This window comes from Streptomyces sp. SAS_270 (genome assembly GCF_052543295.1).
In genome coordinates this window covers 37,008-58,143 of the sequence record NZ_JBMNDS010000064.1, presented here as the reverse complement: position 1 = coordinate 58,143, position 21,136 = coordinate 37,008, and the positions used below count along the sequence as shown (strand labels likewise).

At 68.8% G+C, this 21,136-nt stretch carries 23 protein-coding genes; 8 read left to right on the top strand and 15 right to left on the bottom strand.

Features of this window, described 5'->3' with window-relative positions; genetic code table 11:
- Window positions 1-284 (bottom strand): LysR substrate-binding domain-containing protein (locus tag ACN6LB_RS32890; RefSeq protein ID WP_445029030.1); only part of this gene is annotated, 284 nt, incomplete at its 3' end.
- 57 nt (window positions 285-341) lie between these two features.
- Between ACN6LB_RS32890 and ACN6LB_RS32885 the strand changes: the two genes are divergently transcribed.
- Entirely contained in the window at window positions 342-743 is a 402-nt protein-coding gene (locus ACN6LB_RS32885; protein ID WP_445029029.1) for a DUF5997 family protein, read from the top strand.
- A gap of 129 nt (window positions 744-872) precedes the next feature.
- Here the strand turns inward: ACN6LB_RS32885 and ACN6LB_RS32880 are convergent, their stop codons facing one another.
- The 4 genes from ACN6LB_RS32880 to ACN6LB_RS32865 all read right to left on the bottom strand — a co-directional run bounded on the left by ACN6LB_RS32880 (window position 873) and on the right by ACN6LB_RS32865 (window position 3,907).
- Window positions 873-1,202 (bottom strand): hypothetical protein, encoded by a 330-nt coding sequence (locus ACN6LB_RS32880; protein WP_445029028.1) that lies wholly within the window; start codon window positions 1,200-1,202, stop codon window positions 873-875.
- Window positions 1,199-1,516 carry a hypothetical protein gene (locus ACN6LB_RS32875; RefSeq protein WP_445029027.1) on the bottom strand — a complete coding sequence of 106 codons (318 nt, stop codon included), beginning with the start codon at window positions 1,514-1,516 and terminating at the stop codon, window positions 1,199-1,201. Before ACN6LB_RS32875 ends, ACN6LB_RS32880 begins: the two co-directional genes overlap by 4 nt.
- A gap of 177 nt (window positions 1,517-1,693) precedes the next feature.
- Entirely contained in the window at window positions 1,694-2,119 is a 426-nt protein-coding gene (locus ACN6LB_RS32870) for a cobalamin B12-binding domain-containing protein (protein WP_445029026.1), read from the bottom strand.
- A 561-nt stretch (window positions 2,120-2,680) separates the two neighbouring features.
- Window positions 2,681-3,907, bottom strand: a complete 1,227-nt coding sequence (locus ACN6LB_RS32865) for a hypothetical protein (RefSeq protein ID WP_445029025.1) — start codon at window positions 3,905-3,907, stop codon at window positions 2,681-2,683.
- A gap of 529 nt (window positions 3,908-4,436) precedes the next feature.
- Here ACN6LB_RS32865 and ACN6LB_RS32860 point away from each other — a divergent pair.
- Entirely contained in the window at window positions 4,437-5,408 is a 972-nt protein-coding gene (locus tag ACN6LB_RS32860; protein WP_445029024.1) for a formylglycine-generating enzyme family protein, read from the top strand.
- 29 nt (window positions 5,409-5,437) lie between these two features.
- The gene (locus tag ACN6LB_RS32855; protein WP_445029023.1) at window positions 5,438-6,688 is read left to right on the top strand and encodes a cation:proton antiporter; all 1,251 of its coding nucleotides are present in this window, start codon (window positions 5,438-5,440) and stop codon (window positions 6,686-6,688) included.
- 127 nt (window positions 6,689-6,815) lie between these two features.
- Here the strand turns inward: ACN6LB_RS32855 and ACN6LB_RS32850 are convergent, their stop codons facing one another.
- Both ACN6LB_RS32850 and ACN6LB_RS32845 read right to left on the bottom strand, forming a co-directional pair.
- Window positions 6,816-6,998: a hypothetical protein gene (locus tag ACN6LB_RS32850; protein ID WP_445029022.1), complete on the bottom strand. Its 183-nt coding sequence runs from the start codon at window positions 6,996-6,998 to the stop codon at window positions 6,816-6,818.
- A gap of 290 nt (window positions 6,999-7,288) precedes the next feature.
- Window positions 7,289-8,293 carry a hypothetical protein gene (locus tag ACN6LB_RS32845; protein WP_445029021.1) on the bottom strand — a complete coding sequence of 335 codons (1,005 nt, stop codon included), beginning with the start codon at window positions 8,291-8,293 and terminating at the stop codon, window positions 7,289-7,291.
- Window positions 8,294-8,435: 142 nt separating this feature from the next.
- Between ACN6LB_RS32845 and ACN6LB_RS32840 the strand changes: the two genes are divergently transcribed.
- Complete coding sequence (locus tag ACN6LB_RS32840) at window positions 8,436-9,197, top strand: YhjD/YihY/BrkB family envelope integrity protein (protein ID WP_445029020.1); 762 nt, start codon at window positions 8,436-8,438, stop codon at window positions 9,195-9,197.
- Window positions 9,198-9,202: 5 nt separating this feature from the next.
- Here the strand turns inward: ACN6LB_RS32840 and ACN6LB_RS32835 are convergent, their stop codons facing one another.
- Genes ACN6LB_RS32835 through ACN6LB_RS32820 form a run of 4 tightly spaced genes read right to left on the bottom strand, consistent with a single transcriptional unit; the run spans window position 9,203 to window position 12,810 of the window.
- The gene (locus ACN6LB_RS32835; protein ID WP_445029019.1) at window positions 9,203-9,514 is read right to left on the bottom strand and encodes an SHOCT domain-containing protein; all 312 of its coding nucleotides are present in this window, start codon (window positions 9,512-9,514) and stop codon (window positions 9,203-9,205) included.
- A 36-nt stretch (window positions 9,515-9,550) separates the two neighbouring features.
- Complete coding sequence (locus ACN6LB_RS32830; RefSeq protein WP_445029018.1) at window positions 9,551-9,970, bottom strand: DUF6325 family protein; 420 nt, start codon at window positions 9,968-9,970, stop codon at window positions 9,551-9,553.
- A 33-nt stretch (window positions 9,971-10,003) separates the two neighbouring features.
- Window positions 10,004-10,405 (bottom strand): SHOCT domain-containing protein, encoded by a 402-nt coding sequence (locus tag ACN6LB_RS32825; RefSeq protein ID WP_445029017.1) that lies wholly within the window; start codon window positions 10,403-10,405, stop codon window positions 10,004-10,006.
- 47 nt (window positions 10,406-10,452) lie between these two features.
- A complete protein-coding gene (locus ACN6LB_RS32820; RefSeq protein ID WP_445029016.1) occupies window positions 10,453-12,810 on the bottom strand; it encodes an arylsulfatase in 2,358 nt (785 codons plus the stop codon).
- Between the two features lie 195 nt (window positions 12,811-13,005).
- On the opposite strand from ACN6LB_RS32820, the gene ACN6LB_RS32815 reads away from it, so the two are divergent.
- The gene (locus ACN6LB_RS32815) at window positions 13,006-15,696 is read left to right on the top strand and encodes a LuxR C-terminal-related transcriptional regulator (RefSeq protein ID WP_445029015.1); all 2,691 of its coding nucleotides are present in this window, start codon (window positions 13,006-13,008) and stop codon (window positions 15,694-15,696) included.
- A gap of 103 nt (window positions 15,697-15,799) precedes the next feature.
- Complete coding sequence (locus ACN6LB_RS32810) at window positions 15,800-15,997, top strand: hypothetical protein (protein WP_445029013.1); 198 nt, start codon at window positions 15,800-15,802, stop codon at window positions 15,995-15,997.
- A 38-nt stretch (window positions 15,998-16,035) separates the two neighbouring features.
- Here ACN6LB_RS32810 and ACN6LB_RS32805 read toward each other — a convergent pair whose 3' ends face one another.
- A complete protein-coding gene (locus ACN6LB_RS32805) occupies window positions 16,036-16,440 on the bottom strand; it encodes an SHOCT domain-containing protein (RefSeq protein WP_445029012.1) in 405 nt (134 codons plus the stop codon).
- Between the two features lie 197 nt (window positions 16,441-16,637).
- Here ACN6LB_RS32805 and ACN6LB_RS32800 point away from each other — a divergent pair, with 197 nt between their 5' ends.
- Both ACN6LB_RS32800 and ACN6LB_RS32795 read left to right on the top strand, forming a co-directional pair.
- Window positions 16,638-16,916, top strand: a complete 279-nt coding sequence (locus ACN6LB_RS32800; protein ID WP_445029011.1) for a hypothetical protein — start codon at window positions 16,638-16,640, stop codon at window positions 16,914-16,916.
- Between the two features lie 129 nt (window positions 16,917-17,045).
- Window positions 17,046-18,359: a DUF2254 domain-containing protein gene (locus tag ACN6LB_RS32795; protein WP_445029010.1), complete on the top strand. Its 1,314-nt coding sequence runs from the start codon at window positions 17,046-17,048 to the stop codon at window positions 18,357-18,359.
- Here ACN6LB_RS32795 and ACN6LB_RS32790 read toward each other — a convergent pair.
- From ACN6LB_RS32790 to ACN6LB_RS32780, 3 genes are all read right to left on the bottom strand, one after another.
- Window positions 18,356-18,769: a DUF7144 family membrane protein gene (locus ACN6LB_RS32790; protein ID WP_356137652.1), complete on the bottom strand. Its 414-nt coding sequence runs from the start codon at window positions 18,767-18,769 to the stop codon at window positions 18,356-18,358. The two genes, ACN6LB_RS32795 and ACN6LB_RS32790, sit on opposite strands and share 4 nt — an antisense overlap.
- A 120-nt stretch (window positions 18,770-18,889) precedes the next feature.
- Window positions 18,890-20,290 (bottom strand): DUF2252 domain-containing protein, encoded by a 1,401-nt coding sequence (locus tag ACN6LB_RS32785; protein WP_445029009.1) that lies wholly within the window; start codon window positions 20,288-20,290, stop codon window positions 18,890-18,892.
- Window positions 20,287-20,514 (bottom strand): hypothetical protein, encoded by a 228-nt coding sequence (locus ACN6LB_RS32780; RefSeq protein WP_356137660.1) that lies wholly within the window; start codon window positions 20,512-20,514, stop codon window positions 20,287-20,289. The genes ACN6LB_RS32785 and ACN6LB_RS32780 overlap by 4 nt, the downstream gene beginning before the upstream one ends.
- Window positions 20,515-21,136: the final 622 nt, after the last annotated feature.

The following is a 21,136-nucleotide window of genomic DNA, read 5'->3' as shown; positions in this document are numbered from 1 at the left end:
ACCTCATCCACCGCGGCGACCAGATGGTCCCTGGGCACCACCGCCACCGTCGTCTCGGTGTAGAGGGGGATCGCACTCAGGCGGCTGCGGTCCACCGGCAGACGAACCAGACCCGCATCAGCACCCGCGCCCTCCAGCACATCACCGGCCTGCGCGGCAGACACCGCCACCAACGACAGCGCAACACCCGGCAGCCGCTCACGCCAGATCCGCACCCACTTCGACACAGTCACCCCCGGCACATAAGCCAGCCGGAACGAGGGAGATACCTGGGAGCCTGTCACCCCGCCAGGCTACCGGGCGCGGTCAAAGCCCCCGCCCACGCTCGCTACCCTGACCACATGACGTCGCACCCCACCGCCCAGACCATGAAACCCGCCACCGCAGCCAAGAAACTGGGCGTATACCTCCCGGCCACCCCCACCACCTTCAGACAAGGCGTCATCACACGCAGCGAACTCACCGCACTGCAGACCAATCCCCCCGCCTGGCTGACCGAACTGCGCCGCACCGGCCCCCACCCACGCCCGGTCATCGCCGCGAAACTCGGCATCTCCATCACCGGACTCACCCGCGGCGGAATCACCCAACCACTGACCACCGAACAAATCGAAGCCCTCCAACACGACATGCCCGAATGGCTGAAGAAGGAACGCACCACACAAGCCGAAGTACGCAAAGAAACCCTCCGACTCAAAACAAAACAGCAGCAGGGACAGCAGCAGCGCGGCACCACCCGATAGCCCCCGCCCGGCACCTCTTGGCCGAAGCACCCGGCCGGCCGCGCCAGTCACACCCCGCACCGCAGCCCACATCCATGCCTGAGCGAACGGTCAACGGAACCCGGCCGACGCCGATAGAGGAGCCGGCCCTCACCGACCGCAGACGAGGGTGCCACCCAGGCACATGACCTCGAAGGCCCCGTACTGGGAGATGTGATCGACGAGGATCGCGCGGGCCCGCTCGATCGTGGCCCCGAACGGCCCGTGGTGCTGGTCCGCCCGAGCCCGGTAGGACGCCATGTGCGCAATGACCCGCTCGGGGCCCTGGCCCGTGATGGTGCCGGGCAGGTCGTAACTAGGCATCTGCCACGGGTAGAGCAACTGGCGTGCAGCCAGGTCCCGGTCACTGCTGCAGGCACTCCCCGCGAGGCGAATCCGGTCAGTGACGGCGGCGTCGCGTACGGCGGACAGTTCGCTCACATCGCCAGCTCCCGAGGGTGAGCGGCAGGTGGCGCCGCGACGACGGCCACGTGTTGAAGTCGTACACGCAAGCATGCCGCCCGCACGGCTTCACCGTACTGCCAGCCGTTCAACTCCGGCCCCAGAGCGGCAAGCCGGCACACGACGCCGACCGACATACGCTCCGGCGGGCAGGTCAGGAACAATCCACGTACCGCCCCGGTGCCGTCCGGACCGCCCAGCAGCAGACGACCGCGAGCGAGATCGACATGGGCAGCAAAGAGGCTGCCAACCGACCGGTCGTCGCCCTCGGCCCTGTGCTGGAACCGGATCACAGTGTCCGCACTAGCGATGGCCTGCTGAACATGCTCGCGCCCACCCCACCACCAAAACGCCAGACCAGCACCCCGCAGGAAAGATCCCCGCAAGTCACCGACCCGGCCCACTATTACCCCCTTGAGGGCCGCTCACCACTACTGCCACAAACCAGAGCGGCCGGGGACCGGCCTGGGTCAGCCGGGGGTCGCGGACAGGGAACGGACATGCGTACGAACCCAGTCGGTGATCTCCCCGACCGGAGTGCCCGGCGTGAACAGGGCAGCTACACCAAGCGCCCGCAATGGCGCAATGTCGGCCTGCGGAATGATGCCACCGCCGAACACCACAATATCGGCGGCATCCCGCTCCCTCAAAAGACCAAGAACATCAGCGAACAACGTCATATGAGCGCCCGAGAGCACCGACAGACCGATACCGTCCGCATCCTCCTGCACAGCCGTCTCCACAATCTGACGCGCCGTCTGATGCAGACCAGTGTAAATAACCTCCACACCCGCATCACGCAACGCACGCGCAATTACCTTCGCACCACGGTCATGCCCGTCCAACCCGGGCTTCGCCACCACAATCCGCAGAGCAGAACTCGACCCGGAAGCCATACCTCACCCTCCACTCGAAGCAACACCCGCCACACAACCAGACACAGAACTCACAAACACCACCCCACCCAACGCGCACCGGAGGCCGGGCGGCCGGAGAGCCTGGCGGCCATGTGTCCACGTTTCCGCTCAGTCCGACCCGCCGCACACGCGAGCCCAGTCCCCCACTCTGACCCCCACCACTCAACTCCCACTGGAACAAACCCCACACCACCCAGAACCACACCAAAAGCAGGAGCGAAGCGAAAGCAGGCTCGAGTGCGGGCGCCGGAACGGAAACGGGCCCACACCCGGCGAAGGAGAGAAGGGCGAGGCCGCGGCCTCTTCCACGGCTCCGACTACGCCGATTTGCAGCGCGGCTTCACCGTGCGGAACCCGACTCCGTGCTCACGCGTCAAGGCCCAATACGAGATCCCGTACAAGTAGCGAGGCGGATCGCGCGTACAGATCGCATTTGTACCTCGGTGGCACCCTCGTCCCCTCACCGCGGCGAGCAGTTTTATGCTCCAGCCGCAAGCCTCCGGGGCGTTGCCAGAATTCTCTACTGCTACAGCGCATTCGTCACCGGCTGGATGCGGGACCGGTAGGCGCCCGGGGGCCCGCTGTCAGAGTCCTGCGGCCGGTTGCCGCCAACAGGGCGATCAACGCCAGCACTGCCAGGAAAATCAGCACGAGCAGCAGGACCGTAAGGATCGTGGGGTGGTTCCAAAGAGCGAAAACCAGGGCCAGGACCAGCAGGACGCCGATCGTGAGCCATCGCCGGTTGTTCGCAATCCACGTCCCCACCCGGCCGGTGTGGATGTCGCGGGTGTCCGCCCATCGGGCCACGGAGTCGGCGGTGCGCTCGGAGGTGCCCCGCACGGCCCGTGCCCCTCGGCCGGGCCCGACGAAATAGGCGCCGAGAGCGACCACCACGCCGAGCACGATCACGGTGCGCAGCGTGACCCGCAGGAAGTGCAGGAGATGGTCGAACACGGCTGCCGCGGCTGCCTCCGACTGCACCTGCGGGGGCAGATGATCCAGGTAGAACCGGCGGGCGACAACAAGGCCGATGGCGACGACCAGGGCCGCTCCGGCACTGCCCAGCGCGATCTTCACCAGGGCGCGTCTGCGCTGGTACGCGAGGAATACGCCTGCTGCCCCGAGGAACACCGTCAGCACCGGCATCCACCTGCCGACCACGTCCAGGGCGTGTGCGGCACCCTGCATTCGCTTGAGCTTGTCGGACTTGAAGAGAACCATCTGCTTGTCGATATCGGGGATGTTCTTGGCGGGCGTCACGCCCGCGTCGACGAGTTCCTGCCTGACCCGGTCGACGGCGGTGCCGACGTCGAGGGTCACGGTGCCATCGTCGACTCCGACCGCCCCGCGCCCTTTCCCGGTCAGGGCGTGCACGACAGCCGAGTGTGCGGCCCGGTTGGCGCCGGTCCACACCTTCTCGAACCTGTCGCTCTGGACAAAACGCGTCGCCACCTTCTCCGCGGCGCCGGTCACGGCCGCGTCCAGCTGTGGGGCCAGCCCCTTCACGGCCTGGGCCGCCGTCGGCGGCAGGCCCTGCGACTGCAGCCACGCTGCGAGCTCGGCGGTGACCCGCTTGCCGTCGACCCGTACGTCGACGGCTTGGACGATTCGGTTGCGCGCAGCCTCCTCGATCGCGGGATCGGAAGCGAGCGGTTTGACCGTGTCGACGTAGCGATCCGTGTCGAGCGCGATGTCGTGCACCCACACGGTGAGCACAGATACGGGGACCAGGATGCAGGCGAGCACGATCAGAACCGCCGAGGCCACTTTCCGACCGATCCTGCCGGCCAGATGCGACCTGCCGGCCGGCGGTGAGCCCTCCTGGGCAGGATCCTGCGATGGTTCCCGCGGGCTGGTCATCCGTCCTCCAGAACTGGGGGGGCGCGGCCTGTCGTGGCTGGCATCGGTATCCATTCCTCCTCATCGCTGCGGACACGGCATCCCGGGATGCGCCATTCGGAGTGTCCCGAAGCATCGTCCGGCACCGCTGATCGGTGTGCGTCGCGCCGTTTCGCACCGCATGGACACTCGGCGGTACGGGAGTCCGCCCAAACAGGCCTCTTCGGGCGGGGAAGTGGGGCGCTCGGCGCACCGCCCCCGGGGCGGGGCGCGAGAGTGGGGGTCCAAACACCGGCTTCGGCAGTGTCGTCGGCTGGAGAGCCCCTGCCGCAGAAGGCCTGCCCACGCCACTGTGCCGGGAGCGGGCTCCGACACCCTCGCCGTGTCTATCCGACGCAGAAACATACCGAGGTCGGAACATATACAGACTGAAACCCGAGATCCTGATTGGTGCCCAATGTCGGACAATGGATCAGGTAGACGGTGCTGCGCTCCTTCCCGGGGCGGGTCACCCCCACGCGTGGACGTGAGCGTGCCATCCGCGCCCCCGGCAAGCGCGTGGGCAGTTGGCATGGTGCACATGCCCGGCGGTCTGTTCCTGATGGGCGCGGAAGGCGACTGGGTTGTGCCCGAGGACGGTGAGGGCCCCGTTCATGCGGTCCGACTCGCGCCCTTCTGGATCGACCGCTGTGCCGTCTCCAACGCGGAGTTCCAGGACTTCGTCGATGAGACCGGACACGTCACGGATGCCGAACGCTTCGGCTGGTCGTTCGTTTTTGCCGGGCTTCTTCCGGCCGACTTCCCCGACACCCGGGCCGTCGCCGAGGCACCGTGGTGGCGCCAGGTGTACGGCGCGTGCTGGCGCCACCCCGAGGGGTCGGAGTCCGATGTACACGACCGGGCCGAGCACCCGGTCGTCCATGTCTCGTGGGACGACGCCACGGCCTACGCCGCCTGGACCGGAAAGCGGCTGCCGACCGAGGCGGAGTGGGAGTACGCCGCGCGCGGCGGCCTCGAACAGGCGGTGTTCCCCTGGGGTGACGAGCTGGAGCCGGGCGGTGAGCACCGGATGAACGTCTGGCAGGGCACTTTCCCCGACCACAACACCGTCGCGGACGGCTGGTACGGCACGGCGCCCGTCGCCGCGTACGCTCCGAACGGTCACGGCCTGCACAACATGTGCGGCAACGTCTGGGAGTGGTGCGCGGACTGGTACTCGCCCGCCTACTACGCGCGCAGTCCGCAGGACGGTCCGCTCGGCCCGTCGTTCGGCGTACAGCGGGTGATCCGCGGTGGCTCCTACCTGTGCCACGCCTCCTACTGCTGCCGCTACCGCGTAGCCGCCCGCAGTTCCAGCACCCCCGACAGCAGCACCGGCAACCAGGGGTTCCGCTGCGTCCTCGACGACACATCAGCGAGGTCACAGTGAGTGGTGGCAGTGCGTGGGCCGGGGCTGCCATGGCCGCCGTCACGGCGGGGTACGCGCTCTTCTCGCGGCGGCTGTCGGCGACCGCTGTGTCGGGGCCGATGGTGTTCGTCGGCTTCGGGGTGGCCATCGGGCCGATCGGGCTCGACCTTCTCGATCTGGAGCACGCCGCCGGACCTGTGCTTACCCTGGTCGAAGCGGCCCTGACGCTCGTCCTGCTGACCGGCGCGATGACCGTACGCCGAAAGGATCTGCGCGTCGGCGGGTTCCTCCCCGGCCGGCTGCTGGGGATCGGGCTGCCGTTGACCATCGGGGCCGGCTGGCTCCTCGCGTGGCCTCTGCTGCCGGGGCTGACCGCGTGGGAGTTGGCGCTGGTCGGGACGATCCTGGCCCCGACCGACGCGGCTCTGGGCAAGACGGCTGTCTCCAGCCCGCGTGTCCCCCCGCTCGTGCGCAGTGGTCTCAACGTCGAGAGCGGCCTCAACGACGGTATGGCGCTGCCCTTCTTCGTGCTGTTCCTCGCGGCTCTGTCCGGAACCAACGCCTCACAGGAGGGAGTTGCCGGAGTCTTCTGGCGCGCGCTCGTGGTCAGCACCGCGCTGGGGCTGGCGGTTGGCGGACTCGGCGGGTGGCTGTTGTCCTGGGCGCGCAAGAGGGGCTGGGTCAGCCGTGACTGGGGGCAGATGTTCGTCCTGGCCGTGGCCGCGGGCTCTTACACGCTGGCCGTCATCGTTGACGGGAGCGGGTTCATCGCGGCCTGGGTGGCCGGCTTCGCCTTCGGTGTCTCCCAGCGGCGGAGCACGGCAGTGGAGGTACCGGACGACGGCGAGGACACCGCAGAGCTTGCCGAGCAACTCGCCGAGTTTCTCGCCTCCTTGAGCTTCCTGGTCTTCGGGGCCGTCCTGCTCGGTCCGGCACTGGAGCACCTCGACTGGAGGATCCTCACGTACGCCGTGCTGAGCCTCACCGTGGTCCGGATGCTGCCCGTCGCCCTCTCTCTGGTCGGGACGCGTCTGGCCCTCCCCACGGTCGCCTACATCGGATGGTTCGGGCCGCGCGGACTCGCCTCCGTCGTCTTCGGGCTGCTCGTGGTGGAGGAGCACGTCCAGGGGGTTCAGTTGCTGGGCCGGGCGATCGCGATCACCGTCGCCCTGAGCATCCTGCTGCATGGCATGTCTGCCATCGTTCTCGCGAATCGGTACGGCGCCTGGCACCAGAAGGCTGCCGCAGGTCGGCCAGATCTGCGGGAGGGGATGCCCGACGAGGGCTCCGCCGCGCGGTAGGGCACAGGACGTGCTACGGAGGAATCGCGGGTGGCGACATCACCAGGCGTCGCAGTGGTCCGACGCAACGGTGGGCGGCCCGCCTGGCGATCGCGGCGGTGGTCCTGCCCGCTGGCGGTCGCGGGTTTCAAGAGCCTGGGCCGGCGGCCATCGCGCTGACCGGACTTGCCGTCAGCGCCGCCGGAATGTGGTGGGCTCCCAGCCGCAGGGGTCTGATCAGATGGCACGCGGTGGTCTTGGCGGCGGCCGCGCAGATGGCGTTGAGCGGGCTCTTTGTCGCCGTCGGCCTGTTCCTTCTCGTGATCGTCATGCTCGCGTTGTGGGCCGTGGCGTGCTTCGAAGGATGGACCGCGCCCGCCGAGGACGGCGGACAAGCCGCTCCGGCCGAACACCGCCCCCCTCCGCCCGGACCCGTTGCTCATCCTGAATCCGCGCTCGGGTGGCGGAGAAGTCGGAAGATTCGGGTTGAAGGAGAAGGCCGAAGCACTCGGGCGCCCAGGTCGTGCTGCTCGACGCCGCGCACTCAGGATTCCCGGCGTACCCCGGCCGAAGACACGCCTGGACTGGCGGCGCGCGAGCCGGCGCTGTCGCGCCGTTGAGTCAGCGGCGGAGCAGGTACCACACCAGCGCGGCGATCGCGGCGACGGCGAAGAACGCGAGCAATACCGTGCTCCAGTGCGCGTCGGCGACACGGAGGTCGGCAGCCAGTACGACCAGCACGATCGCGACCGGCACCGTGCACGCCAGCAGAACCCGCACTGCCACCAGGAGGAACCCCGGGCGCAGCGTGACACGCCTCCGCGCAGGACCGCCGGCAGGCAGCACCTCCGTCCCCCCGTGCTGCGCGAAGTGCCGCGCGGAGACTTCGGCGAGATTGTTCGTCGCGCGCCGGTACATCTCCGCGCACACCGGAACCCAGACGAACGGCACCACGAAACCGATGAGGACCAGCGCAATCGTGCCCGCCCACCCTGCAGCCCTGCGCATCTTCCCGCTCGGCTGATCCTGGGACGTGACCAGACCGATGAGGTACGCCTGTCTCCTGACGGTGCTCCACCAACTGACCTCGGGCCCGGCGTCGACGGCGGCAGGCCGTGCCTTCCGCAGCGCCGCCGCCGCCTCAACAACGGTCGGATAGACGCCCTGGATCACCAGCAGGTCGGCCACGACCGCTTCATCCCTGGGGTCACGACCGGACAGGGCCGCGAGTTCGAGCACCATCCGGAACTGGGCGAGCAACGCGCCACAGAACGCGATCGGCAGCAGTGCCATGAAAGGGCCGCCCAGGAAGGACCCTTCCGTGACGGATGAGCGAACGCCCCGCCGCACCACCTGGTGTCCCAGTTCCTCGGCGTCCGCTTCATGTCCCGGCTGCTCGGACCGCCGCTGAGCGATCCACTCGGCGGCCGGCGGGCCGAGGAACTCAACCGCGAACACGGCCATGCGCTCGGGCATGTGCCGGGGATCCGCCCGGACCGTTCGCAGCAGTCTCCTGGCCGCGCCGGGAGTATGCCGCCCCGCTGGCTCGCCGTCGTTCACCCGCCGCAGGCTAGCCAACCGATCGCGTCCATCCGCCCTGTCGATCTCTTGCGGCAGCTGATTCACCCGGATGAAGCGCCCATGACGCGAGCCCCTGAGGGCGGTGACGGCTTCTCTGTGCGAGGAATGGACCGTGAATCATAAGCAGCTTGGGCAGTGGGCCAGGACGGCCCGGGGGATCCCTCGGCGGACGCCAGTGGTCCGGCTGATGCTTGGCCGGCTGATCAGCGTGAACTGGCTGGACGCCAGCGCGCGGCTGGCGGCTCAGACCTTCCTTGCAGCGCTGCCGCTGCTCATCGTGCTGGCCGCGTTCGCACCCAGAGGCGTCAAGGACGTGCTGGTCGACTCCGTTCAGGCCCTGTTCGGTGAGGACGCGCCGGTCGACGACATCCAGGAGACGTTCACCGCGCAGGGCGTCACGAAGGACACGTACGGAGCTGTCGGCATCGTCGTCGCGCTCATTTCGGCCACCGCGCTGAGCCGGGCCCTGCAGCAGGTCTGCGAGCGCTGCTGGGATCTGCCCAAGGGCGGCGCACGTCTGACGGCCTGGCGGTGGCTGGTGTGGCTGTTGGGATGGCTTGCCGCGCTGCTGTTCCAGGCTCCGTTGCGCCACGGTTTCGGCGGCGGCACCTGGCTCGGGGTCCTGCTCTCGCTGTCGACCGCCGTACTGCTGTGGTGGTGGACGCAGCATCTGCTGCTCGGTGCCCGCATCGGATGGATGCCGCTGCTGCCCGGAGCCGTTCTGGCGGGCGTCGGCATGGTGACGTTCGTCTATGTGTCAGGGCTGTTCATGCCGGTAGCCATGCAGCGAAGTCTCGCCCAGTTCGGATCTCTCGGCTACGTCTTCGCGCTGCTCTCGTGGCTGATCACGTGCAGCTGCGTGATCGTCACCGGCATCGCCCTCGGCCAGGTCACGGCTGTTTCAGGGCCGTTCCCGCGCCTGCTGGGCACTCCCGTGCAGAAGCCGTAGGTCCGTCAGCCCCTGAGGATGCGGTCCTTCTGGACGGCGAACTCCTCGTCCGAGAGCACACCTTGCTCGTGGAGTTTGCCGAGGCGTTCCAGATTGCTGATTGCTTCATCCGTCAGCCCTGAAGGGGCCGGCGGGCCCGGCGGCTCCTGGGCGGCGGCGCCTGCGTCCGGCACGGTCTGCTGTGCGGCGGTGCGCTCGGCCTGGTGTCGGGCGACCCGCCCGGAGACTGCGCTCGCCGTACCCGCGGCCACCGCCGTACGGGCGGCGACACCGACGAGCCCCGGACGCCCTCTACGTGCCAGGGGACGACCCAACATGGCCCTCACCTTCCCTTTCCTGCCTCGGTACACCGCTTACGCGGCGTTCTGGTACGCCTGCTCCACCACCTCGGCGGGGATGCGCTCGTGGGCGACGAGTCTGCCGCCGGCACGGCGGACGGCGCCCGCCATCCCGGCTGCCCAGGTGTCCTCCCACAGGAGAATGGCCGCCGACGAGTCGGGCACGAGTTCCTCGGCGATCAGCTCGAGATCCTCCTGGCTGAACAGTCCGCCGACATCCCCCTCGATTTCGTCGAAGACGGAGGCCTCCACGGGGTCGAGAGCATCGAGCTCGACGTAGGAGACGACGCCGTCGGCATCCTTCTTGACGAAGGTGAGGTCGAGGATACGCACCGTGCCGCTCACCACGAGCGCCCGCAGCTCCGGTGCGATCTCACCCCGGAAACGGTTGCCCGGAAAGGCGACGACGACGTACTCGACAGGTCCTACGTCCATGACAGTTCCCCTTCCTCGCGCGATCGCGCGCCGTCAGCCGGCGAGCACCTTCTCCTTGGCGCGCTCGTACTCGGCGTCGGTGATGTCGCCGTGGTCGTGCAGGCCGGCCAGCTTCGACAGCTCGTCGACGTGGCCGGGGGCCCCGGCCTGACTCGTCCCGGCGGCGTCCCGCACGTAGGCACGGAATTCCTGTTCGCTCTGTCGTGCCTTGCGGACCTCGCGTTCGCCCATGCCCTTGCCCCGGGCGATGAGGTACACGAAGCAGCCCAGGAACGGCAGGACGATGCAGAAGACCGACCAACCGGCCTTGCCCCAGCCGCTCATCGAGTCGTCGCGGAAGATGTCGCCGAAGATCCGGAAGAGCAGCATGAACCACATGACCCACAGGAAGACCCACATGATGGTCAGGAACGCGTTCAGCAGCGGGTAGTCCATGATCGTTCTCCTTGGTGCGATGCCGTGTGTGTGTGTGGGTGACCGCGTCACTGACGTCCCATGGCGATGCGGATCCGGTCCTCCGGCCGGATGAAGTGGTCCGCATCGTTTGGGCCGGTGTCGACCTGGACCCAGTGGATGTCGCCGGTGAACGCGCCATCGGGGCTCACGTAGTCGGGGGCGACCGGTGTACCGGTGTCCACGCCCACGTCGGCCGTCTCGTCGGCGGAGAAGAGGAAGGGCAGCGTGTGCTCGACACGTCCCTCACCCACGTTGTCGCCGTCGTAGTACAGCGACACCGTGCCGCCCTTGCCGAGGCCGCCGCCGTCGTAGGCGAACTCCATGCGTACCTGGTGTTCTCCGGAGGGCAGCGGCCGGTCGGCCTCGACCTGCGCCGTCTCCAGGGCGCAGAGGTTGTACGCGAACTTCGCCCGGCCGTGTCTCGTGTACAGGCTCCAGCCGCCGAAGCTGCCGCCCTGGGCGAGGATGACGCCTTCGACGGGGCCGTCGGCGGAGGCGATCTCCGCGGTGACGGCGAACGACTTGTTCTTGACGTTGACCAGGCTGCTCTCTGTGAGTCGCCCCATACCGCCGTACAGCAACTGATGGTCGGACTGGATGAGTTCGGGCCGTCCAGCCATCTCGGAGTTGAACCGCTCGGCGGTCCGGTCGTCCATGGGCAGGACGTTGTGGCGGACGGCCTCGATCAGCCAGAGCCGCTGGAGCTCGTGCAGCTTGTCCGGCATCTCGGCGGCCAGGTCGTGGACCTGGGTGGGGTCGGTGGAGCCGTCGTAGAGCTCCCAGACGTCATCGTCGAATGCCACCTGCTTTCCCGTGACATCCCACGGCGTACGGTGCTTGGTGACGGCGGACCAGCCCTTGTGGTAGATGCCGCGATTGCCGAACATCTCGAAGTACTGCTGGTCGTGCCGTTCGGGCGCGTCGGCGTCGTCGAAGCCGTAGAGCATCGAGATGCCCTCCATCGGCGACTGCTGCACCCCGTTGACGGTGGTCGGCTCGGGGATCCCGGCGGCTTCGAGGACGGTCGGGGCGACGTCGATGACATGGCAGAACTGGCCGCGGTTCTCGTCGGTGGCCCGGATGCGGCTCGGCCAGTGGACGATCGTGCCGTTGCGGGTGCCGCCCCAGTGCGAGGCGACCTGCTTGGTCCACTGGTACGGGGTGTCCATGGCGTGGGCCCAGCCGACCGCGTAGTGGTTGTACGCCTCGGGGGTGCCGAACTTGTCGATCCTGGCTGCCATGAACTCCGGTGTCTCGACCTCGGCCATGCCGTTGAAGGCGATCATCTCGTTGAAGCTGCCGCGCAGACCGCCCTCGGCGGACGCCCCATTGTCACCGGTGATCACGTACATCAGCGTGTCGTCGAGAATGCCCAGTTCCTCCAGGGCCGCGACGAGCCGGCCGATGTGGTGGTCGGTGTGGGTGAGGAAGCCCGCGTAGACCTCCATCTGGCGCGCGAGCACGGGCCGGGCCTCCACGGGGACCTCGTCCCAGGCGGGAATCTCCGCATGCCGTTGTGTCAGTTCCGCGTTCTCCGGTACGACCCCGAGTGCCTTCTGCCGGGCGAGGGTCTTCTCCCTGAGAGCGTCCCAGCCCTGGTCGAAATGACCCCGATAGCGGTCGGACCACTCGGCGGGCACATGATGCGGCGCATGCGTGGCGCCGGGCACGAAGTAACAGAAGAACGGTCGGTCCGGCATGAGGGTCTTCTGCCGGCGGACCCAGGAGATGGCGCGGTCCGTCAGGTCCTCGGTGAGGTGGTAGCCCTCCTGGGGGGTCTTCGGCGGGTCGACGGGTGAGGTGCCCTCGTACAGCACGGGCTCGTACTGGTTGGTCTCGCCGCCGATGAACCCGTAGAAGTACTCGAAACCACCGCCGCCCGTGGGCCAGGCGTCGAAGGGGCCGGCCGGGCTGGTCTGCCACACCGGGACCTCGTGGCACTTGCCGAACTGGGCTGTGGAGTAGCCGTTGAGCTTGAGGATCTCGGCGAGCGGAGCCTTGGTGTTGGGGCGCATCGAGTTGTAGCCCGGGGCCGATGTGGCGATCTCGGTGACGCCTCCCATGCCCACGGAGTGGTGATTGCGGCCGGAGAGAAGCGCCGCACGGGTCGGCGAGCACAGGGCGGTCGTGTGGAAGCGGGTGTAACGCAGGCCGTTGTGCGCCAGGCGGTCGAAGACGGGGGTCTCGCAGGGGCCGCCGAAGGTGCTCGGGGCGCCGAAACCGACGTCGTCGAGCATGATCAGCATCACGTTGGGTGCCTGGCCGGGGGGCATCAGCGGCTGGATGGGCGGGAACGAGGTGTCCGGATCCTTGGCGTCGTATGTCATCGGCCCCGGGCGCTGCACGTCGGGGATCGGGAGAATCTGGCGCTGGATCTCGGACATGAGTCACGCCTTCCTTCCAGGTCGCCGCGTCAGGGCCACACTGTCCCTGCCCTCACAGTGCGCGGCAGCGCGTCCCGGCGCCTCACCCGTCCAGGGTGAAGAACGACCCTGCGTTGCGGCCTTCCACTTGACGGGTGATGATCAAGAGGTAGGCAGTTCTTCCGGACTGCGCCCTGCGGTGTTGTGGTGAGGGTCATGCCCCGTCCGAGCTCCGGTGGACGCCGGGACGCTGCCGCGGAGCGGCTCACGCCGAACGGTGATCCCCTTCTGGCGGCACGGTTCAGGGTGCCGGTTCCCCCGAGCACGTTCATACGCAGACCGCGGCTCGTCGAGCGTCTGGCTCTGGGCAGGCACGTGCCCTTGACCCTCGTCAACGGACCCGCGGGAGCGGGCAAGACACTGCTGGTGGCCGACTGGACCGCCAAGGAGGGTGCGTCGAGCCATGTGGCATGGCTGACGGTGGAGAACGAGGACAACAGCCCCGGCGTCTTCTGGACCTATGCACTGGAAGCCCTGCGCCGTCACGGCTTCGGACCCCCGGACACCGTCGGCAGCCCGGCCCGTGCCGGCGAGGTGGACCACGCGCTGCTCGCCCGGCTGGCCGCTCATCTCAGTGAGCGGAGCGAACCTGTCGTCCTGGTGCTCGACGAGTTCGATCGCGTCGCAGGCTCGACGGAGATCGCCGACGAGCTTCAGTTCCTGCTCCGTCACGTGGGCGACGGACTACGCCTGGTCGTCATCAGCCGCACGGAACCCCTGCTCCCACTGCACCGCTACCGCGCCGCCGGCCAGGTCATCGACATCCGCGGCGCCGACCTGGCGTTCCTGCCCCAGGAGACGGCCCAATTGCTGAACCGGCACGGCATACGTCTCTCGGAGCAGGGCGCGCGATCCCTGACCGAGTGGACCGGGGGCTGGGCCGCCGGGCTCAGGCTGTGCATTCTGGCGGCACAGCAGGCCGAGGACCCGGACGCCTTCCTGAAGGACTTCGAAGCAGGTCAGAGCACTCTTGCCGACTTCCTGCTCGCCGAGGTGCTCGACACACAGCCGGGCGAGACACAAGACCTGATGCTGCGCAGCAGCATCCTCGAACAGATCCACCCCGACCTGGCCAACACCCTCACGGGCCGTGACGACGCGGAGCCGATCCTGGCCGGGCTGCAGCGCGCGAACGCGTTCGTTGAGTCCATCGGTCACTCGTGGTACCGGCTTCACCCGCTGTTCTCCGAGATCCTCCGGGCCCATCTACGGGTCCGGTGCCCTGGGCTCGAGCCCGAGCTGCACCGCAGAGCCGCGCGGTGGCTCAGTGCAAAGGGACTGTTCGCCGAGGCCCTGCCGCATGCCGCGGACGCCGGGGACTGGGAACACACGGCCGACCAGTTCGTGGAGGAGCTGGCCATCGGACGGCTCCTCACCGGCCTGGAAGCCGCCCGCCTGGACCGGCTCTTCTCCACGATGCCCCCGGACACTCCCGGCCCCGCCGCGGATCTTGTACGTACCGCCCGTCATCTGACTCGCCACGACGTCGACCGCGGGCTCGACCACCTGCGCCGCGCCCGGGACAACCTTCACGACGGCGGGTATCCGTCCGCGGCCCGGCGGCTCAGCTGCGCTCTGCTGCGAGTGCTGGCCGCCCGGATGATCGGCTCTGCCGACCTGGCCGAGGACGCGGCGCAGGACGTGGCGGTGGCGGAGCGAGCCATCCCCGCCGAGCGTCTGGAACAGCATCCAGAGCTGCGCGCACTGATGCTCACCGACCTGGGATCGGCCCAGCTGTGGGCGGGAGACTTCGATGCCGCCCGGACGACGCTGTCCGCCGTCGCACCACTCGACGACGGTCCGGACACCGCGTTTCCGCGGCACGAGTGCCTCAGCCGACTGGCCCTGATCGACTTCCTGCGCGGCTGGCCCGACCGCGCCGAACGCCACGCCCGGGCAGCGGTCGCCGAGGCGGAGCGCGGCGGCCTGCCCTCCGCGGCCCGCACCGGGGTGGCCCAACTCGTGCTGGCCGCCGTCGCCCTCGATCGTGACGAACTCGGCCCCGCGCATGCCCATCTGGAGCAGGTGTTCGCATCATCCGTGGCACCGCACGACCCCATCGTCCGGGCCGAAGCGACTCTCCTGCGCTCGCGCCTGCTGCTCGCCAAGGGTCATCCGCGAGCGGCACTGCAGGTACTCGACGAGCTGGAGAAACCGCGGGCAGCCGTCGAGCCCTCGCCGTGGGTACGCGAGCGGACCGCCCTGGGCAGGGCCAGCGCACACCTGGTGCAAGACCGCCCCGAAGTCGCCATGAAGGTCCTTGAGGAGGTCGGGTTCGCGGGACCGGAGAACGTGGTGGCCGCGGCTCGTGCCCGGCTTGCCGTGGGCAGCGCGCTCGAGGCGCAGGCTCTGCTCCACGCGCTCCCGGTGGGGCAGGGTGAGGGGCCCGCCGTCACGGCCAGGACGCTGCTGGCACGGGCGCAGACCGCCGATGCTCTGGGAGACGACTCCGCGGCACAGCGTCTGACCGCACGGGCACTGTCCACGGCCCGGCCCCAAACGCTGAGGCGTCCGTTCCTCGATGCAGGACCGTGGCTGCAGCACTTGGTGCGCCGCCAACCGGCGCTGACGCGCGGGCACGACTGGCTGCCGCCCGAGCTGACGGGACATGCTCCGGGGCATCACGCGCACGGGCTCGGCCCTGACGTCGTGACCGAGCCACTGAGCGAGCGTGAGCACGAGGTGCTGGAACGGCTGGCGCAGACGATGTCGACGGAGGAGATCGCCGCCGACCTCCATCTGTCGGTCAACACCGTCAAGACTCATCTGAAGAACATCTACCGCAAGCTCGCCGCGACGCGACGAGGCGAAGCCGTGCGTCACGCCCGGGAGCTGCATCTCCTTTAGCCGGGCCCAGCTCACCTGGGGCGGGTGATGCCAGTCAGCGTCCGGAAGTCCCAGCATGGAACCGGGGGCAGAGCTGCGGTCGGACTGCGAGAGAAGCGCGCTCATGCGATACGAGATCCGCGTCGACGGGGAGATGTCTCGGACGATGACACAGGCGTTCCCGGAGCTGGAGAGTTCCGTCAGGACCGCGCAGACCGTTCTGTTCGGCCAGGTCAACGATGAGGCTCAGCTCTACGGCCTGCTGTCACGCCTCCAGTCGCTGGGGTTGCACGTGATGGAGATGCGCCGTCTGCCCGAGTGATCCGATCCGTTGCACCGCCTCGAACCGCCCGGATGCGCTCACGCGGCAAGCACTTCGGCCTTGGCCTTCTCGTACTCGGCGTCGCTGATGTCGCCGTGGTCGTGCAGGCCGGCGAGCCGCGCCAGTTCGTCTGCCTTGTTCCTCCCGGCCGGCGGGCCCTCGGTGGCCGCCTCCCGCACATACGCGCGCAGGGCCTGGTCCCGGGCCCGCGCCTGCCGCAGAGTCCGCTCGCCCATGCTCCGGCCCCGGGCGATCAGGTAGACAAGGACGCCCAGGTAGGGCAGGGCACAGACGAAGAGTGTCCATCCCGCCTTGCCCCAGCCGCCGAGGGTGTCGTCGCTGAAGACGTCGGCGATGACCCTGAACAGGAGCATGAACCACGCCATCCACAGGAAGAACCACATCATCGTGAGGAACGCGTTCAGCAGGGGGTAGTCGGACATGGTGCCCTCCGGTTCCCGGTCCGCCGTTCGACGGCCACAGCGGCGTGTTGTTGACGGCACCACGGTCCACCGGCACGGAGCGCTGCGGATCACCCGCTACGGGTGGCCTCACGGACGACCCGGTCACCGCATCCTCACAACAAGGACCCGCACCACCCGCGCACCACGCGGTCGACGTGTGACCAGGAGGAACAGCCATGGCGACGGATCTCGTTCCGGCGACTGCGAACCTCGCGGACGCCCTGGCGGCCGTTGAAGCCGCCTACGACCGGCTGAACGCCACCGACGAGCGATCGCTCGAGCGGCTGCACCAGTGCGCCGAGGGACTGGCCAGGGCGACGGAAGCCACCGCCCGGCACGACCACCGTCCCGGGGCCATCCGGCTGGACGAGCCGTGGAACCTCCCCGCGCGACTGCGACACCGCTACCTCGCGGCGGATCACGGCGCACACTGGGTCATGCGGCACTGCCGTTGACGAACACTCACCCTCACCCCCGCATCACCTGTCGGAGTGATGCCGCAAGCGCGTCGAGCACCACGAAGCCCTCAGCTCCCTCGCGTGACAGAGCGCGCGCGAACGCCCCAGGCCTCTTACGGTGAGCACGTGGAGGCAGAGACGTGGCACACGCGTGGTCCCGTCGCCACGTCCCGCTACAGGCGCCTGGTCGTGTTCCGGGGCCCGGCCCTGGCCGCGGTGACGATGGCGGGAGCAGTCGCGCTCGGCCTGGGACTGCCGCACTGGGAGGACTCCCTTCCGAAGGTCGGGTTGACCTACGACCCGACGACGGCCTCTACGACCCTCGCGGCCATTGCGGGCGGGATGATCACCCTGTCCGGGTTCGTCATCACCGCAGTCACCTTGGTGATCCAGACCGTGCAGAACATGTCTCCGCGCCTCATCGGCGTCATCGATCATTTCCGCCGATCTCTGGCCATCGTAGGACTGGTGACCGGGACCGCGGTCTACGCACTGCTTGTGCTGGCCCAGATCCGGCCCGACGACATTCCGCGGCTGTCGGTGACCGTGGCCGTCGTCCTCGTGGTCATCGACACGGCCGTGCTGTTGCGGAGTCTCACCGGGCTCCGGCACTTCGTGACCGGCGGCGGGCTGGCTCGGGCGGTGGGTGAGCTCATGCCGGCGTCGATCGACGCCGCTCTCCCGCCGAGCGGCACAGCGGCGGCCCCCGGTGCAGAGATGTGGGCGTCCGGTCCGGGGCTTCCGTTGGTCCACACCGGGCGATCCGGAGTCGTCCAGGGCGTCGACGAGCGGCGGCTGGTGCGGATCGCGACGGGCTGGGACGCGCGGGTCGCCCTCGATGTCGTTCCCGGGGACTACGTCTGCGTGGGCTCGGTCCTGGGGTATGTGCACGGTCTGGCGGGGGCGCGTGAACCACATGGCAGCGGGCTGCGCCGCCTGGCGTCCTGCGTACGCGTGGACCAGGTCCGCTCCATCCACCAGGATCCGGCGTACGGCCTACGGCTCCTGGCGGACATCGCGATCCGCGCACTCTCACCGGCCGTCAACGACCCCACGACCGCCGTCCAGGCACTGGACCAGATCGAGGAGACACTGGTGCGGATCGTCACGCGCCCGCTCGGCGTGACCTTGGTTGCGGACGGGAAGGGGACGCCCCGCCTGCGCCGCTCCGCGCCTGCGTGGCCGGGACTGGTAAGCCTGGCCCTGGACGAGATCCTGCACTACGGGGCGACGTCCTTGCAGGTCGTACGACGCCTGAGGGTGGTACTCGACACCGTGGCCGATGCGGCCCCGGACCACCGGCAAGCACCACTGGTCGAACGCATCGCCGTGGTGGACCGGATCGCCCACGCCTTCCGGGATCCTCTGCTTACGTCGGTGGCAAAGGGAGCGGACCGGCAGGGACTCGGCGGTGCCGGACCCGCTCCAGCCGTGCTCTAGTCGAGATCCTTCTGCTGGACCACGCACAACGCCCAGATGACGAAGCCGTACAGAGCGATCAGTGTCAGGGACCAGACGGGGTAGTACGGGATGGACAGGAAGTTGGCGATGATCAGCAGCCCCGCGATGCCCACGCCGACGACCCTCGCCCAGGTGGACGTGTAGAACAGACCGACGCTCACGACCATGGCGATCACCCCGAGCGCCAGCTGGATCCAGCCCCAGCTCGTCAGGTCGAACTTGAAGACGTAGTTGGGGGTGTTGACGAAGACTTCGTCCTCGGCGATCGCCATGATGCCCCGGAAGAGGTCGAGGGTGCCGGCGATGAACAGCATCACAGCGGCGAAGAGCGTCAGCCCTGTGGCGGCCGCCTGAGCGCCGTGCGAGCGGTGGTGGGTCATGGTCGCCATTGCAGGGCCTCCGTTTCTCGTGTGGCTGCGGTCGGCAGCCGCTCCTGTACGAGCCTCCACCCGGGCGGCCTCTGCGTCGTCACCCCGCACGGGTGATCGATGGTCATGAGCGACGGTGGCTCAGGCAGCCCTGGCGGTGATCCGGTCGGCCTGGACGGCCTCGGCGAAGACCTCGTGGTCCCGCTCGTTCTGGTCGGCGTACGCTTCGGCGAACTCCGCCAGGGCCCGGTCGAAGGAGCTGCCCGTGCCGAGGTAGGTGGCGATGGCGACCGGATCGCCGGAGCGAGCGTGTGCGCGGGCCAGCGAGCCGCCGCACAGGCCCGCATAGAGGCGCAGCAGGACAGGCGTCATGGTCTCGGGCTGGGGCGTGCCTTTCCAGTCGCGCAGCTGCCTGACGTAGAAGTCGCGCAGTCGGCCGTCGATGCCAGTGACGCGTTCCCAGCCGAGGAAGATGTCGCTGTTCGCCTGCATCAGCCGCTGTCCGGCGACCACCCGCTTCCCCTGGTTGTCGTACCTGCCGGGTCCGCAGTACGGGGCGAGGACCGATTCCCCGGCCTCCTTGGCCTGCAGCAGCAGCGGATCGCCGTCGTCCCGGCCTTCCAGGAGGGCGATCCAGCAGCGGGTACCGACGCTCCCGACCCCGACCACCTTGCGTGCCATGTCGACCAGGTGGAAGCGTTCCAGAAGGTGGCGGCGTTCGGTGGAGAGGCTGCGGCCGTAGCGTTCGATGAGCGACGTCATGCTCTGTTCGAGTTCCTCGCGCTCGGTGCCCGGCTTCAGGTCACTCACAGAGGTGATCAGGGGCGGGTCAGGGGCGATCCGCCGCACGCCGTCGACCACATGGGTGAGCTTGTCGAAGGCTTGGAGGCTGTCCCGAGTGCGGGCCTTGGCCACGGCACGGGACGTCCGACGACGGACGTTCTTGTCCTCCAGCATCGCGTTCAGCTGGTCGGCGTCGTCCTGGGCGTACCAGATGTCCAGCGTGCGCATGCCGGAAAAGAGTTGCATCCGCTGCCGATAGGCTTTCACGGCCTCCTTGACGACAGCGGCGCGCTGGCCGTCGTCGAAGCCGTTCGCGCGGCCCGCGACGGCGAGGCTGGCCGCCAGCCGTTTGATGTCCCATTCGAAGGGGCCCGGCAGGGTCTCGTCGAAGTCGTTGATGTCGAAAATCAGGTGGCGTTCGGGAGAGGCGAACAGGCCGTAGTTCAGCAGGTGGGCGTCACCGCACAGCTGGACCGTGATGCGTGTGTCCGGCGCCTGGCCGAGATCGGCGGCCATGATCGCAGCGGCACCCCGGAAGAACCGGAAGGGTGACTCCAGCATCCGGCCGTACCGGATGGGCACCAGCTCCGGTACACGCGTGACGGCCTGCTGCTCGAGCACGCCGACCGGATGGGGCCGCCCCTCGGCCGGAACGAATCGTGCGTGACTCGACCGGGGCGCGGTGGAACGGGCCGCTCTGCCCTGAGCGGCTCGCTCGGCTACGGTGAGGTGGCTGCCGGCCTGGTTCGTTGCTGTCATCGCGGCCTCCCCGTTGCCCGTGTGTCCGCCTCCGGCAGGCGGCGCATCTCGTCGACGCGCAGCCCCAGATTCTGGAAACGCAGGAGCAGCCCGTACAGATGGGCCTCGTCCGTCACCGAGCCGAAGAACACGGTCTCCTGAGAACCGATCGCCCTTGTCAGTTCCGGAAACGACTCGTTCAGCGCCACGGAGACTCGACCGTTGACACGGAACTCGTAACGCATGCCGACACCGCCCTCTCTTGAACGCCGGAACCCGCTTCCTCGCATCCTGCCTGCCGCACGTCCGCGCCGGATCACCCGCTTGAGGTGACGTAACGACGTCAACGCGGGCCCAGACCTGGGGTTCGGCCGGAACCCGCCAACCGGTTGATCTCCGTGGCGGATCGAAAGTCGATCACCGCCTCTGAAGGGACCAGCGCCGGCATCGCGGGAAGGCAGTCCGGAGAGTTCGGTAACCGCATGCCTACACCCTCGTGATGATCGGCCGCGTCGTCCACAGCCGCGGGCCCCTGACCACGGCGGCCCCAGGCCCTTGAGGAAGGACCAGCCGAGCAGGAGCACCGGCACGCTCGGGTCAGCCCGGCCAGGTTCGGCCGGGCCCGGCGAGGGCGAGGATCAGACGGGGTGAGGCCGGGACGGCGACGAGCGGTCGGGGGAGGGCGCGCCGGAAGGTCACCGGCCACACCGGCCGGTCCCACCAGAACAGGGGCAGCCCCGGCGCTGGACGGGGGTCCGGGCGGGCGGAGCGTGGGGTAGCACCGGAACGGCCCCACACCGCCGAGTGCGACGGCCCCTTCGACGTCCGGTGGGGGGGGGGGGGGGGGGGGGGGGGGGGGGGGGGGGG